Origin of the sequence: Bacillus thuringiensis, assembly GCF_001455345.1 — a bacterium.
Taxonomy (GTDB): domain Bacteria; phylum Bacillota; class Bacilli; order Bacillales; family Bacillaceae_G; genus Bacillus_A; species Bacillus_A thuringiensis_N.
In genome coordinates this window covers 4,330,308-4,345,343 of sequence record NZ_CP013274.1, presented here as the reverse complement: position 1 = coordinate 4,345,343, position 15,036 = coordinate 4,330,308, and the positions used below count along the sequence as shown (strand labels likewise).

Here is a 15,036-nt window from a genome sequence, read left to right as displayed (position 1 = left end):
GGAGAGAAGAGATGATGAAGATTTTAAAAAGAGCAGCTCTTCCTCTTTTGCTCCTTTTTGTTTTTTTATTTGAAAATATGTTTGCTACTATTGTTCCAACAGAGGTTTTTTGGAAAGACAGTATAGCAGCACCTCATTTCTTTATCATTGTGTTATGTTTTGTTACTGTGTACTATAGTCCGGTCCAAGGGATTTATTACGGACTATTATTTGGGTTCTTATTTGATACCGTATACACAGAACTTGTCGGTATATATATTTTTGCATATCCGATTTTAGCTTATTTAGTTTATAGTGTGATGAAGGTACTACAATTGAATTTATTTATTGTTGCTTCTATCGTACTAGCTAGCATTGTAGCATTAGAGTATTATGTGTATGGATTTTTAACTTTGTTAGGACGTACTCATATGTCGGCGTATGTCTTTTTCACAGATCGTCTCCTTTCTACTTTATTGCTAAATGCAATTTTCTTATTGATAGTTTGTTTCCCACTGAGACGATATTTAGTGCGTCTTTCAAAAGCGATGGAAGAAAAAGAAAAAAGGATTTTCTAATTTTATGTCGAATTGAATCGGTGGGGTGAACTTTAGTGGAAGAAAAAAAGCAACAAAATGTAACAATAAAAGGGACAAAAGACGGAATAACGCTTCATTTAGATGATTGTTGTTCATTCTCTGAATTGCTGAAAGAATTGGATGAAAAGCTTTCTACACATTACTATGATGGTGATGGGCGCTCTTTAATTGAAGTGCATGTGAAAGTGGGAAATCGTTATTTAACAGAGGTCCAACAAGAAGAGATTCGTACGTTAATTCGTAATAAAAAGAATCTGGTTGTGGATTCGATTGAAAGTGATGTTATAACGAAAGCAGAAGCAATAGCTTGGAAAGAAGAAACAGAAATTGTCCCTATTTCCAAAATTGTTCGCTCTGGACAAGTTTTACATGTAAAAGGAAATTTATTGTTAATTGGAGATGTTAATCCAGGCGGAACGGTTATCGCTGGGGGGAATATTTTTGTCGTGGGATCATTAAGAGGAATTGCACATGCTGGGTATTATGGGGATTCGGATGCTGTAATCGCTGCATCTGTTATGAACCCGATGCAACTTCGAATTAGTGATGTGGCAATGCGGGCTCCGGAAGAGAAAGAAGACGGAGCGGAGGCGGCAGAATGTGCGTATATTAATGAGAACAATCACATTGTTGTCGATCGACTGCAACTTCTCACTCATCTTAGACCTAATTTAACAAAGTTAGAAAGGGGAATTGTATAGCTGTGGGAGAGGCAATAGTAATTACATCTGGAAAAGGCGGTGTAGGTAAAACTACAACGTCTGCGAACATTGGTACAGCCCTGGCGTTATCTGGAAAGAAAGTGTGCTTAATTGACACAGATATCGGTCTTCGAAACTTAGACGTAGTAATGGGGCTGGAAAATCGTATTGTATTTGATCTTGTTGATGTCGTTGAAGGGCGTTGCCGTTTACCTCAGGCTCTTATTAAAGATAAACGTTTTGATGATCTTTATTTATTACCTGCAGCACAAACGAGTGATAAATCAGCGGTAACACCTGAACAAATGGATGAATTAATACAAGTATTACGTCAAGATTATGATTACATATTAATTGATTGTCCTGCGGGGATTGAGCAGGGATTTAAAAACGCGGTAGCTGGTGCGGATAAAGCAATCGTTGTTACGACACCAGAAGTATCCTCAATGCGCGATGCAGATCGTATTATCGGGCTTTTAGAAAAAGAGGATATTGAACCACCGAAACTTGTTATTAACCGTGTGCGTAGTCATATGCTTCATGAACAGGATATGTTAGATGTTGATGAAATCGTACGTACATTGTCAATCGAGCTTCTTGGTGTTGTAGAAGATGATGATGAAGTTATTCGTGCTACAAATACAGGTGAACCTGTAGCGTTGCAACCGAGCGGAAAAGCAGCGTTAGCTTATCGCAATATTGCAAGACGTTTGTTGGGTGAGAATGTCCCATTACAAGCATTCGAACAAGAAAAGGTATCGGTATTTACAAAGATGAAAAACTTCTTTGGAATCCGTTAAAAGCACTTCGCATATTTGCGGAGTGCTTTCTTTTTTCTTCACACGAATATCTTCCTTTCCTAGCTCATACATATGTACAAACTGTATACAACTGTTTCTATTTAAATTAGCTTAACGAAAGAAAGGAGACAGTATGAAGAATAGACGTGTAGAAGAAATTAAAAAACGGATTGCGAAAAGGAAGGCGGAGCAAGAAAGGATGGAGGAAGAGCAGTATTTTGCTGGAGGGAATTTTGATAGTGAAACAGTATTTATTGAAGATGGAGAAAAGGAAATTCATCCTTTGTTTCGAAAAGAAGTATTTTTCTTCAAAGTATTGTTATCAGCAATATTAGTTCTTTCTGTCGCTATTTTATATAAGAATGCCCCCCCTTCTTTCGGCGGTGCTAAAGCTGTTACAGAAAAAGTGATGAAGGAAGAATTTCAGTTTGCTACTGTAGCGAAATGGTACGAAAAGCAGTTTGGAAAACCTCTCGTATTCTATTCGCCTAATGAGAAAAAAGAAGGAACCATTCAGCAAAAAGATTATGCAATCCCTGCTTCCGGAAAGGTGATGCAAGGGTTTCAAAAAAATGGCCAAGGTGTATTTGTTCAAACAGCTACAAATGCAACTGTTGAGTCAGTAAATGAAGGATTAGTTGTTTTTGCAGGCAAGAAAGAGGAACTTGGTAATACAGTTCAAATTCAGCATGCGGATGGAACGGAGTCATGGTATGCAAATTTAAATGATATGTCAGTGAAATTATATGATTACGTTTCAAAGAAACAAAAAATTGGAACAGTGAACAATGATGCAAATAATAAAAATGGTAAGTTTTATTTTGCGATAAAAAAGAATGAAAAATTTATCGACCCGATTCAGGTGATTTCATTTGATTAAATATAGAGATGTTTTAACGAAGATTTCAGTGCATCCGTTGTTTTGGGTTATTATTGTCATTGGTATTTTTACGGCGCGTTTTAAAGAGTTACTACTGTTATTTTGTATCGTCCTCATCCATGAACTCGGGCATGCTTTTGCAGCTGCGCACTATAATTGGCGTATTAAAAAGATTCAACTTTTACCGTTTGGTGGTGTAGCTGAGCTTGAGGAACATGGGAATAAGTCTTTGAAAGAGGAGCTTGTTGTCGTAATTGCAGGACCTATTCAACATATTTGGATGATGGCGGTAGGATATATGTTGTTTGCAGTTGGTTGGCTTGATGCGGATTTATATTATTTCTTTATGTGGAATAATATAATTATTTTAGCGTTTAATTTACTACCTATTTGGCCGCTTGATGGTGGGAAAGTATTGTTTAACGTATTATCATATCGTTTTCCTTATTTACAAGCACATGAAAAGATGATGAAATTATCATGTGTTTTTTTTAGTGTAATACTAGGATGGCAGTTACTTTGGAATAGTAACAATATTATGATGTGGATACTACTCATATTTTTAGCGGTGTCATTATATCAAGAATGGAAACAAAGACGGTATGCATTTATGCGTTTTTTATTAGAACGTTATTATGGGAACAAAAGAGGAATTGAAAAGATTGCACCTATTGAGGTGCAATCAGAAGATCGTTTATATACAATCTTCACAAAATTTCGTAGAGGGTATAAGCACTCTATTATCGTCCATGGAAAATATAAAGAACATTACACATTGGATGAAAATGAATTGCTTTATGCATATTTTACTGAAAAACGAACAACTTCATCTGTTGAAGAATTAATCGGTTAGTGTTGACGTTAGCACTAACCTTTTATTATTGTAAAAGCAAAGAAGATTATAAAGTGAGGAAAGAATTTTGAAAACGTTATATATGAACTATGCTGGATCGGAAAAACGCGTTGCAATTGAAGAGAAGAAGAAAATTGTTGAGTTTTTATGGAAACGAAATGAAGAACAAGAGATCGTTGGGCATATTTATGTTGGACGTATCGTAAGAACAATTGCTGGAATGAATGCAGCTTTTGTAAATATCGGTTTAGAAAAACATGCGTATCTTTCATACGATGATGTACCATCTTCTTATCGTATACATGAAGGACAAGCGGTGCTCGTACAAGTTGTGAAAGAGGCAATTGATACGAAAGGGCCAAAATTGACAGCGAACATAGAATTTACCGGGAAATATGTCGTTTATATGCCATATGATGAAATGCGCGCGGTTTCTCGGAAAATAAAAAACAATAAAAGAAGGCGACAACTACTCCAAATTGAAGTGGAAGGGACAGGAGGTTATATTTTCCGCTCTGCTTCTGAAAAAGGAGAAATTGAAGAAATACAAGCTGAAATGCAAAGGTTACAGCAGTTATATGAAGAGTTAAAAAGAAAAGAGGGCCAAGGAAAGGCACCGTTACTACTTCATCGACCGGCGACTTTTTTAGATCGTGTATTTCAAGAGAATCCGATTGAAACGATTGAAAAAGTAATTGTAGATACAAGAAGTATAGTAAAAGAGTTAGAAGAAAAAGTCGGAAAAGAAAAAGTGTCTTTTTATAATGAAAAGTCTTCGATATTCAATCATTTTGGAATAGAGCGTGAAATAGAGAAAGCACTTCAAAAAATTGTGTGGCTCCCAAATGGTGCTTATTTAATTGTGGAACAAATGGAGACGATGACTGTAATTGATGTAAATACGGGCAAGTTTACTGGAAAGCAGAATTTACAAGATACAGTCCTTCGTACAAATGAAGTGGCTGCTGAAGAGATAGCGCGTCAATTAAGACTGCGTGATATCGGTGGTATGATATTAATTGATTTTATTAATATGAAAAGAAGAGAAGATAAAGAAAAAATAAGAGAATGTCTCATCGCTGCTATGCAACATGATCGTACATATACAAGGGTGCTTGGGTTTACAGAGTTAGGGATTTTAGAGATGACGCGTAAACGTAAAAAACATTCTTTACGTGACGTATTACTAGAAGAGTGTGTACCGTGCAAAGCGACGGGGTATGTGATGTCATATGAAACAATTGCGTATGAGCTAGAGAGAGAGCTAATTACATATGGAAGTATAGAGGATGAGGCGGTATTAATTGCTGCGCCTAAAGAACTGCAAAAACAATTTTTGCAAAAAGAATTACAAAAAAATATTCCATTTGAAATTTATTTCAAAGATGATATGATCGAAAAGTACGCTATTATCCGTTTTGGAAGTAAAAAAGAAATTATAGAACGGAAAAAATAGTTAGTAGAAGATTCATTGACAATAGTCAACGAATTATGGTAACATCTTTATGTTATAGTTTATAGCACCTAAACGGCTATATGCTACAACCGCACAAGACAGGTTCCCTAAAGGCATTTATGTCTACCTCGTTTTTGGCGAGTCTTAGTAATTAAGAGGAGGTGCAAGTATGTACGCAATTATCGAAACAGGTGGAAAACAAATTAAAGTTGAAGCTGGTCAAGCAATCTACATTGAAAAATTAGATGTTGAAGCTGGTGAAACTGTTACTTTTGACAAAGTTCTTTTCGTTGGTGGCGAAAACGTTAAAGTTGGTAGCCCAGTTGTAGAAGGTGCAACAGTTACTGCGAAAGTTGAAAAACAAGGTCGCGCTAAGAAAATCATCGTTTTCAAATACAAAGCGAAAAAGAACAATCGTAAGAAACAAGGTCATCGTCAACCTTACACTAAGCTAGTTGTTGAAGCTATCAACGCTTAATCCAGGTTAACATGATTAAAATTACGATAAGTCGCACGAAATTAGGAAGTATCCAATCATTTAAAATGACTGGACATGCCGATTATGCGCCACATGGACAAGATCTTGTCTGTGCTGGAACTACAGCGGTTGTGTTTGGTTCTATAAATGCAGTGGAAGAACTTTGTAATGTGCAGGCAACTATTGAACTCGGAAGTGATGGCGGATTCTTAACGTATGAATTGCCTAATGATTTAGACGTTCATGCAGCAGAAAAAGCACAAACGCTTTTAGAAGGATTAGTTGTTTCGCTTAAGACGATCGAACTTGATTACGGAAAGTATATCCGTTTAATAGAAAAAGTGCAGGAGGTGTAACGTATGTTAAGATTAGATCTTCAGTTTTTCGCATCTAAGAAAGGTGTAGGTAGTACAAAGAACGGTCGTGACTCTCAGTCAAAACGTCTTGGTGCTAAACGCGCAGATGGTCAAACGGTTTCAGGTGGTTCAATTCTTTACCGTCAACGCGGTACAAAAATTTATCCAGGTGTTAACGTTGGTCGTGGTGGCGATGACACTTTATACGCGAAAGTTGACGGCGTAGTACGCTTTGAGCGTCTTGGCCGTGACCGCAAACAAGTGAGCGTATATCCTGTTGCTCAAGAAGCATAAGAACTCACGGAAAACTCTAACCTGAGTGCAGGTTAGAGTTTTTCTATATTAAGGGGTATCTAAATGAATGAAAAATGGACAATTATAGATGCATTGCGCCATTCAAGACATGATTGGCTCAATCGTATGCAGATGGTGAAAGGAAACCTCTCCCTTGGAAAAGTGGAGGAAATTCATAGTCTCATCGATCGTTTTGTCCAAGAAGCGAGACAAGAATCCAATCTGATTGGGCTATCTATGCCTTTATTTTCAGAGTGGATTTTAACATATAATTGGAAACAGCAGCCGTGCTTATTGGAGTACGAAGTATTAGGGGAATTACATAACTTATCTCACTTAGATGAGACTGTATGTACATGGACGAATCAATTTTTCTCAATACTTCAGCATAGTTTAGACGTATATGTTGAAAATTATGTTTGTATCACAATTGAATGTGACGCGGAGAATGCTCGTTTCTTTTTTGATTTTCGTGGTAAGCTAACGAGTGTAGAAGAACTACAGAATTGGCTTGCGAACCAAAACAATAAATGGTATTCCATTTCTTATACAGTAAGAGACGAAGAAGTCTCAGTTATATTACAACCAATTGAAAAAAGTGTGGTGAAATAATGTTTGTAGATCAGGTCAAGATATATGTAAAAGGCGGCGACGGTGGTAACGGTATGGTTGCGTATCGTCGTGAGAAGTATGTACCTAAAGGTGGCCCAGCAGGTGGCGACGGTGGTAAAGGTGCAGATGTTGTTTTCGTTGTTGAGGAAGGCTTACGTACATTAATGGACTTCCGCTACCAACGTCATTTCAAAGCTGATCGTGGTCAGCACGGAATGAGTAAAGGTCAGCACGGGCGTAAATCTGAAGATTTACTTGTAAAGGTTCCGCCAGGAACAGTAGTAAAAGATGAAAAAACTGGGCAAATTCTTGCCGATTTAGTAACGCATGGACAAACTGCTGTAATTGCAAAAGGTGGCCGCGGTGGCCGTGGTAACTCACGTTTCGCAACAGCTACAAATCCAGCGCCAGAAATCGCTGAGAACGGGGAACCAGGTCAAGAGCGTGATGTCATTCTAGAACTTAAAGTACTAGCAGACGTTGGGCTTGTTGGATTCCCAAGTGTAGGTAAATCTACATTATTATCTGTTGTATCATCAGCACGTCCGAAAATTGCAGAGTATCACTTTACAACAATCGTTCCGAATCTTGGTGTTGTTGAAACTGGTGATAATCGCAGCTTCGTTATGGCTGACCTTCCTGGACTAATTGAAGGCGCACATGCAGGCGTTGGACTTGGGCACCAATTCTTACGTCATATTGAGCGTACGCGTGTAATCGTGCATGTTATTGATATGTCTGGTTTAGAAGGCCGTGATCCATATGAAGATTACGTAACGATTAATAATGAATTAAAAGAATACAATCTTCGCTTAACTGAGCGTCCACAAGTTGTTGTTGCAAACAAAATGGATATGCCAGATGCAGAAGAGAACTTACAAGGCTTTAAAGAGAAAGTGGGAGACGAAGTAAAAATCTTCCCAATCTCAGCTGTAACGAAACAAGGTGTTCGTGACTTACTGTTTGAAGTAGCGAACTTAATAGAAACAACACCTGAATTCCCGATACATGACGTTGCGGATGAGTCTGACACAAGTGTAATGTACAAATTTGATACTGAAGGTGTTAAATTTGAAATTACACGTGAAAGTGATGGCACGTTTGTTATCTCTGGTTACGATATTGAGAAAACATTCAAAATGACAGACTTCTCACGTGATGAATCTATACGTCGTTTCGCTCGTCAAATGCGCGGAATGGGTATTGATGAAGCGCTTCGTGCACGTGGTGCAAAAGACGGAGATATTGTAAAAATTCTTGAATATGAATTTGAATTTATCGACTAAGACTGCCGAAATATGGCAGTCTTTTTTTTATATCGTAAAAGTCGGATTCATACAGGAAAAAATCCCCACTAATTAAATTTTCAATTTATAATAGAAAAGGAGTGGTTTTATAAGAATTTTTTATGGGGAGAAAACGAACATGTATAAAATATTAATTGTAGAAGACGATGAGAAAATAGCGGGAATATTAGAAGAGCATTTAGAAAGGTATGGCTATCAATCATTTAGAGCAAGTGATTTACGACATATAAAGGATGAGTTTGTAAAAGTAAATCCACATCTCGTATTACTTGATATTAACTTACCGTATTTTGATGGTTTCTATTGGTGTCGCCAAATCCGCAGTGTATCGAATGCACCAATTATTTTTGTTTCTGCAAGAACAGGGGAAATGGATCAAGTAATGGCAATCGAAAATGGCGGAGATGATTACATTACGAAGCCATTCCATTTAGACATTGTAATGGCTAAGGTGAAAAGTGCACTTCGACGTGGGTATGGTGAGTACGCTTCTGCGGCAGAAAGTGATTGTTTAGGTGTAAATGGATTGTTGTTATTCCCATCCCAGCACGTTGTTGAATGGCAAGGGGAACAAACAGAACTGACAAAAAATGAATTTTACTTATTAGAGTGTTTAATGAAACAAGCAAATCAATATGTAACGCGTGAAGAACTGTTAGAAGCCTTATGGGATGAAGTAGCTTTTGTTGATGATAATACATTAACCGTAAATGTAAAACGTGTAAGGAAGAAACTAGAGGAGCTAGGCATTAAAAATGCAATTGTAACGAAACGTGGATATGGTTATGCGCTTCTTACAGAGTGGGGAGAAGGGCATGAAGGTTAAAAATTACCTCATGGACCGTTTTTCTTTAATTCTTTCTTATATTGTTAGCCTTTGTTTATTTGGGCTCGTTTTGCAGTTGCAAAGTCTTTTAGAAAAGAGATCGATTGATTGGAGTACATGGTTATACGGGCTTTTATTAGGTGCAGTTGTGTTTACTGTATACCTCATTTATGATTACCGAAAACGAAATGTGTTTTTAAAGAGGATCGAAAAGTATGTTACTGGCGGAAATACATTACATGACTCATTACTTATTGATACTTCTTATACGTCAGAACAAGAGATGGTCGTCGAATCGTTTACGCTATTAAGACAGCAATATATGAATGAAATTCATAAACAGCATGCGAAAGAGCAACAGCAAATGATATTTATGAACCAATGGATTCATCAAATGAAAACACCAGTATCGGTTATAGAATTGTTATTACAGAAGTTTGGTAAAGAGCATCGTGAAGCAAGAGCATCCGTTGAAAGTATCCGCGAAGAAAATAACCGCATACTTAATGGTTTAGATTTAGCGTTACATATGGCAAGATTAGAGCAATTTGCGAAAGATTATAAAGTAGAAGTAGTAAATGTGATAGATATCATTCGAGGTATTATTAATGAAAATAGAAAGGCTTTCATTCAATCGTCTGTATTTCCGAAAGTGATGTTTGAGGAAGATATTTGTATGATTGCATCCGATAGAAAATGGCTCAGTATTGCTATAGGTCAAATTGTTGTAAATGCAATTAAGTATACAAAAATCGCAGAAGCAGAGAAAAAGGAAATTCAATTTCAAATTGAAGAGAAAGACCAAAAGGTGTTATTACATATTAAGGACAATGGAATCGGTATCCCAGAGCAAGATGTAAAGCGTATATTTGATCCATTCTTTACGGGAATAAATGGTCGTAAAACGAGAGAAGCGACTGGAATGGGTTTATATATTACGAAGGAAATTTGTGATAATTTATATCACAGTATTTATGTACAATCGGCTGAAGGCGAAGGGACAACATTCACGTTCCAATTTGCAAAAGATGAAGAATATCATGCATTAATGAGAAAAATGACAAAACTGTAAGATAACAAAACGTTTTGTAAGGGAAATCACTCGTTTCTTTTTCTTATTTTTCTTATAGTAAATGTAAGAAGAAAACACATAGGGGGATTAGAAATGAGTGTTCTTGAAGTAAAAGGATTAACGAAGGTGTACCAATCAAAAGGTTCAGTAGCGACGACTGCTTTAAACGATATAAATTTTAAAATAGAAGAAGGCGAATTTGTAGGGATTATGGGTCCTTCAGGAAGCGGGAAAACAACGCTTTTAAATTTATTAGCAACAATTGATAAGCAAACTTCAGGTCATGTGCTTGTAAATGGTGAAGAAATTAATCAAATGCGTGCTGCAAAATTAGCGGAGTTTCGCCGTACACATTTAGGGTTCATCTTCCAAGATTTTAACTTACTTGATACGTTATCGATTAAAGAAAATATTATTTTACCGCTTGTCATGGCTAAGAGATCTGTAAATGAAATCGATGCGAAAGTACTGGAAATTGCAAAGTTTTTAAACATCGAAGAAATTTTAAATAAAAAAGTATATGAAGTATCAGGCGGACAACAACAACGTGCAGCAGCTGCGAGAGCGATTATTCATGACCCGACGTTAATTTTAGCGGATGAGCCAACTGGAAACTTAGATTCTAAGTCGGCGAAATCATTAATGAGTGCGTTGCAAGACTTGCATGAACAAAAGAAAGTAACAATTGCAATGGTAACGCATGATCCAGTAGCGGCGAGTTATTGCGAACGTATTCTTTTCATTCGTGATGGAGAGATTTTCTCAGAAATACATAAGGGAAGAACGAAACAAGCCTTTTTCCAAGAAATTCTGGACGTACTTGCGATGCTAGGAGGGGAATATCATGAACTTTCGCCAGCTCGCGCTTAATAATGTAAAAGGAAATTGGCGTAATTATAAAGCGTTTCTTATTAGCAGTTGTTTATCGATTGTCGTATTTTTCATGTATGCTTCCTTCATTTATCATCCAGATGTCGTAAGTGGTAATATTAGTATGAGGGACATGATTTCAAAAGGGTTAGAATCGATGAATTATATTGTAGTCATCTTCTCAGCACTCTTTATTTTATATGCAAATTCAACATTTTTACGAGCAAGGAAAAAAGAGTTTGGTCTATTAACATTAATAGGCGGAACAAAATCTCAACTTGGCCGAATGATTATATTAGAACAGCTTATGTTAGGTAGTATTGCAATTGTAGTAGGTATTGGGCTTGGTATGCTTTGTTCAAAATTATTCTTCCAAGCATTAAGCGTAATATTGAAAATAGATAAAACACTTCCACTCGTATGGAATAGTAAAGCAGTTTTGATTACAGCGGGTATATACTTTATTCTATTTTTAATCCTATCATTGTTTAGCGTTTGGACAGTAGGACGCTTGCAAATTATTGATCTATTAAGGGAAGCAAGAAAACAAAAAGTAGAACCTTTTGCATTTACATGGTTATGTGTAGTTGGTATAGCATGTATTATTGTTGCATATGTACTTAGCTTCCAAGTAACATTTATGAATTTTATCATTCTGTTTTTACCGATTGTAGGGCTGACGATAGGCGGAACTTATTTATTGTTTACACAAGGTAGTATAGTCGTATTAAAGGCGTTACAAAAACGAAAAAAATCTTTTTATACATATCCAAATATGTTCGTACTTAGCAATCTGATTTATAAAATGAAAGATAATGCTCGTTTTCTATTTGTAATTTCTATCATTACGGCCGTTGTATCTTCAGCAGTGGGTACACTGTACGTATTCTTTGAGGATATGAGTTATAAGACAGTAACTAGTACCCCGCATGCTATTTCGTATGAGGAAAAGGGGATTAATGCGCATAATGTTATAAAAGAAGGAAAGACAAAAGAATTAATAAAAAAACATGGATTTGAAGAAGCACGAGAAGTAACGTACGTCAAACTTCCTGGAACTCAAAAAATCACGATGTTTAACAGTGAACATGAAGTACCAATGGCGATCGTTTCAGAAAAAGAATATAACGCTGAAGTACGTAAACAAAAGAGAGAGCAAGTTAGAGAAGTTCATAATGCACCAGGTAGTGCAACGATGGTCATAATGGATATGGCGAACGATATGATGAAGATAGATCGTACGAAACCGTATGAAATTAAAATTAACGGACAAAAGCAATCTGTTCAATTAAATGAGCCAACTTCATTTTCTGTTTTTAATGATAGTGAATATCTCATTGTGAATAATCAAGATTTTGAGAAATACGCAAAGCTCGTACCGGATGAAGAAAAGACGAAATATTACGGTTATTATATAGAAGACTGGAAAAGTACCGAAGATCTCGTATTAGATTTGAAAAAGGAGATTGCACCAGATAAGCAAGAGGAATTGCATAACTCGGTGCTCGCTTATAAAAATATAAGGGAATCAGGAGCAATTACAATGTTTATCGGTTTCTTCGTAGCGGTACTATTCTTCTTCTTCGCTTGTAGTATGACGTACTTTAAATGGTTTAACGATAAAGAACAAGATCGTATTCAATTTAAATCGTTAAAGAGAATCGGTATGACAGACAAAGAAATTCGTAAAATTGCAATTCGACAAATGGGCGTTATCTTCTTTATCCCAATTTTAATTGGTGCCATTCATAGTGGGTTTGCTCTTCATACGTTAGGGAAAATGCTTTATCTCGATTTATGGAAATCAGGTGCGATTGTAATTGGAGCATACATTGTAGCTTCTGCGATTTACTTTATAATCGCGCAAAGAGGATATTTGAAGCACGTGCAAAGCTAGAGAAATCTCTAGCTTTTTGCCTATGTAGTAAGTTATAGGAGGACGATAGATGAACATTCGGCAACTAGCGCTGCAAAATATAAAAGGAAATTGGCGTAATTATAAAGTGTTTTTCTTAAGTAGTTGTTTTGCAATATTTGCTTCTTTTGCATATATGTCTGTCATTGTACATCCGTATATGCAAGAGACGATGTGGTATCAAAACGTACGCTGGGGACTTATCATATGTAATGTTATAATTATTTCTTTTTTCGTCATATTTATTTTGTACTCTACTTCTATTTTCATAGAAGCACGTAAGAAAGAATTAGGGTTATATATGTTAATGGGAGCAACGAAGTCTAACGTAATAGGAGTAATTATGACCGAGCAAATATTGATTGGGGTATTTGCTAATATTTTCGGTATAGGAATTGGCATGATCTTTTTGAAACTCTTTTTTATGGTGTTTAGCATGCTAATGCGTCTTCCGAAAGAACTCCCTGTCATATTTGACGTGAAAGCGATTGGGGTAACGTTTATTACATATATGGTTGTTTTTATTCTGTTATCTTTTATAAGTGCTTTACGTATATGGAACATAAAAATCATTCGGTTATTGAAAGAATTTCGAACGGATAAAAAAGAGAAGAAAACATCAATGTGGCTTTGTATATTCGGCTTTATTTGTTTAGGGATAGGATATGCGTTAGCGCTACAAGTGACAATGGAAACGATAGGATTATATTTTTTCCCTGTGTCTATACTTGTCTTTTTCGGAACGTACTTTTCTTTTACACATGGTACAATCCAATTGTTAGAAATGATTAAACGAAATAAAAAGATTATGTATACATATCCGTATTTATTTATAGTGAATCAATTGTCATATCGAATGAAGGAAAATGGTCGCTTTTTCTTTATGCTTTCTATGGCAACGACATTTGTAGTTACGGCAACAGGTACGGTGTTCTTATATTTTTCTAGCATGCAAGATATGTGGCGAGATGGGGGCGCACACTCATTTTCATACATAGAAAAAGGTGTTTCTACCCATGAAGTCTTTGAGGAAGGTACGGTTGAACAATTACTGCATCAATATGGATATGATGATTTTCAATCTATGAGTTTTGTTGGAGTGTATGCATCTTTTCAGTCCAACAAGGGAGAAACGGAAGTAGTGCCGCTCATGAAAGAAAGTGAATACAATCAGGAGGCAAGAAAACAAAAACAGAAAACGTATCATCCTAAAAAAGGAACGGTTACACTCGTTTATTATAATAAATACAATCACTCGAATATATATAATCAAAAAGAGATTCAATTACAAGTAATAAATCAAACGTATCCATTCGTATTTAACGGTCAGAAAGAAGGGGTGCGATTTAATTATCACCTCACGCACATTAACGGTTTGTTTTTCGTTATGAATGATGAAGATTTTGACAGTATAGCAAATAAGGTTCCGGATTCTGAAAAAATGATATATAGAGGATACACATTACCAAATATCGAAAATACAAAAAAATTAAATGAAGATTTACGGAAACATATGAAACAAGATGATAATAACGCATTTCGAAGTAATATGGAGTTATATGTGAATATGAAAGAGTTCGGCAATATTACTCTATTTATAGGCTCATTCATTAGTATATTATTTTTCCTTACATCATGTAGTATCGTATATTTTAAATGGTTTCATAATATTTCATCGGATAGAAAGCAGTACGGGGCACTCTCTAAACTGGGAATGACGAAGGAAGAAGTATGGAAGATTTCTCGCTGGCAATTGTGTATGCTATTTTTTGCGCCAATTATAGTGGGGAGTATGCATAGTGCGGTTGCGTTATATACGTTTCATAATACGATCTTTATGGACGGTTCATTAAGAAAAGTAGGCTTATTTATTCTGTTTTATATCGCTGCATGCATCATGTATTTCTTTTTCGCTCAAAGAGAATATAGGAAACATTTAGACTAGCGAACGCTAGTCTTTTTTTTAATATTCGAAATTTACATAGAAGAATATAAAAAAGTATGGTATAACAGTAAGAAAACGAAAAAGAGGGGAAAA

Annotated in this window: 16 protein-coding genes and 1 other annotated feature; all 16 genes read left to right on the top strand. The window is 36.0% G+C overall.

The genetic code is table 11. The features are described from left to right. Positions 1–11 precede the first annotated feature (11 nt). The 16 genes from mreD (at position 12) to ATN06_RS22600 (ending at position 14,943) form a co-directional block, all read left to right on the top strand. Positions 12–557, top strand: a complete 546-nt coding sequence (mreD, locus tag ATN06_RS22675; RefSeq protein WP_060632404.1) for a rod shape-determining protein MreD — start codon at positions 12–14, stop codon at positions 555–557. Between the two features lie 35 nt (positions 558–592). Then, complete coding sequence (gene minC / locus ATN06_RS22670; protein WP_060632403.1) at positions 593–1,279, top strand: septum site-determining protein MinC; 687 nt, start codon at positions 593–595, stop codon at positions 1,277–1,279. Positions 1,280–1,281: 2 nt separating this feature from the next. Next, positions 1,282–2,079: a septum site-determining protein MinD gene (gene minD, locus ATN06_RS22665; protein WP_000503310.1), complete on the top strand. Its 798-nt coding sequence runs from the start codon at positions 1,282–1,284 to the stop codon at positions 2,077–2,079. A gap of 133 nt (positions 2,080–2,212) precedes the next feature. After that, positions 2,213–2,959: a stage IV sporulation protein SpoIVFA gene (gene spoIVFA, locus ATN06_RS22660; RefSeq protein ID WP_060632402.1), complete on the top strand. Its 747-nt coding sequence runs from the start codon at positions 2,213–2,215 to the stop codon at positions 2,957–2,959. Continuing rightward, on the top strand, positions 2,952–3,812 hold the full coding sequence (spoIVFB, locus tag ATN06_RS22655) for a stage IV sporulation intramembrane metalloprotease SpoIVFB (protein WP_060632401.1): 861 nt from the start codon (positions 2,952–2,954) through the stop codon (positions 3,810–3,812). The genes spoIVFA and spoIVFB overlap by 8 nt, the downstream gene beginning before the upstream one ends. Before the next feature lie 67 nt (positions 3,813–3,879). Further along, positions 3,880–5,268 (top strand): Rne/Rng family ribonuclease, encoded by a 1,389-nt coding sequence (locus tag ATN06_RS22650; RefSeq protein ID WP_060632400.1) that lies wholly within the window; start codon positions 3,880–3,882, stop codon positions 5,266–5,268. 77 nt (positions 5,269–5,345) lie between these two features. Then, positions 5,346–5,423, top strand: a sequence feature (ribosomal protein L21 leader region). A 14-nt stretch (positions 5,424–5,437) separates the two neighbouring features. Then, on the top strand, positions 5,438–5,746 hold the full coding sequence (rplU, locus tag ATN06_RS22645; RefSeq protein WP_000270907.1) for a 50S ribosomal protein L21: 309 nt from the start codon (positions 5,438–5,440) through the stop codon (positions 5,744–5,746). An 11-nt stretch (positions 5,747–5,757) separates the two neighbouring features. After that, positions 5,758–6,102: a ribosomal-processing cysteine protease Prp gene (locus ATN06_RS22640; protein WP_001973720.1), complete on the top strand. Its 345-nt coding sequence runs from the start codon at positions 5,758–5,760 to the stop codon at positions 6,100–6,102. Positions 6,103–6,105: 3 nt separating this feature from the next. Continuing rightward, entirely contained in the window at positions 6,106–6,396 is a 291-nt protein-coding gene (gene rpmA / locus ATN06_RS22635) for a 50S ribosomal protein L27 (RefSeq protein ID WP_000944957.1), read from the top strand. Positions 6,397–6,459: 63 nt separating this feature from the next. Then, positions 6,460–7,008, top strand: a complete 549-nt coding sequence (locus tag ATN06_RS22630) for a sporulation initiation phosphotransferase B (RefSeq protein WP_060632399.1) — start codon at positions 6,460–6,462, stop codon at positions 7,006–7,008. After that, a complete protein-coding gene (gene obgE, locus ATN06_RS22625) occupies positions 7,008–8,294 on the top strand; it encodes a GTPase ObgE (protein WP_060632398.1) in 1,287 nt (428 codons plus the stop codon). Before ATN06_RS22630 ends, obgE begins: the two co-directional genes overlap by 1 nt. 139 nt (positions 8,295–8,433) lie before the next feature. Further along, the gene (locus ATN06_RS22620) at positions 8,434–9,141 is read left to right on the top strand and encodes a response regulator transcription factor (protein WP_060632397.1); all 708 of its coding nucleotides are present in this window, start codon (positions 8,434–8,436) and stop codon (positions 9,139–9,141) included. Next, a complete protein-coding gene (locus tag ATN06_RS22615) occupies positions 9,131–10,213 on the top strand; it encodes a HAMP domain-containing histidine kinase (RefSeq protein WP_060632396.1) in 1,083 nt (360 codons plus the stop codon). Before ATN06_RS22620 ends, ATN06_RS22615 begins: the two co-directional genes overlap by 11 nt. 93 nt (positions 10,214–10,306) lie before the next feature. After that, positions 10,307–11,083 carry an ABC transporter ATP-binding protein gene (locus tag ATN06_RS22610; protein WP_060632395.1) on the top strand — a complete coding sequence of 259 codons (777 nt, stop codon included), beginning with the start codon at positions 10,307–10,309 and terminating at the stop codon, positions 11,081–11,083. Then, positions 11,058–12,980 (top strand): ABC transporter permease, encoded by a 1,923-nt coding sequence (locus ATN06_RS22605; RefSeq protein WP_060632394.1) that lies wholly within the window; start codon positions 11,058–11,060, stop codon positions 12,978–12,980. Before ATN06_RS22610 ends, ATN06_RS22605 begins: the two co-directional genes overlap by 26 nt. Positions 12,981–13,029: 49 nt before the next feature. Continuing rightward, entirely contained in the window at positions 13,030–14,943 is a 1,914-nt protein-coding gene (locus ATN06_RS22600) for an ABC transporter permease (protein ID WP_060632393.1), read from the top strand. Positions 14,944–15,036: the final 93 nt, after the last annotated feature.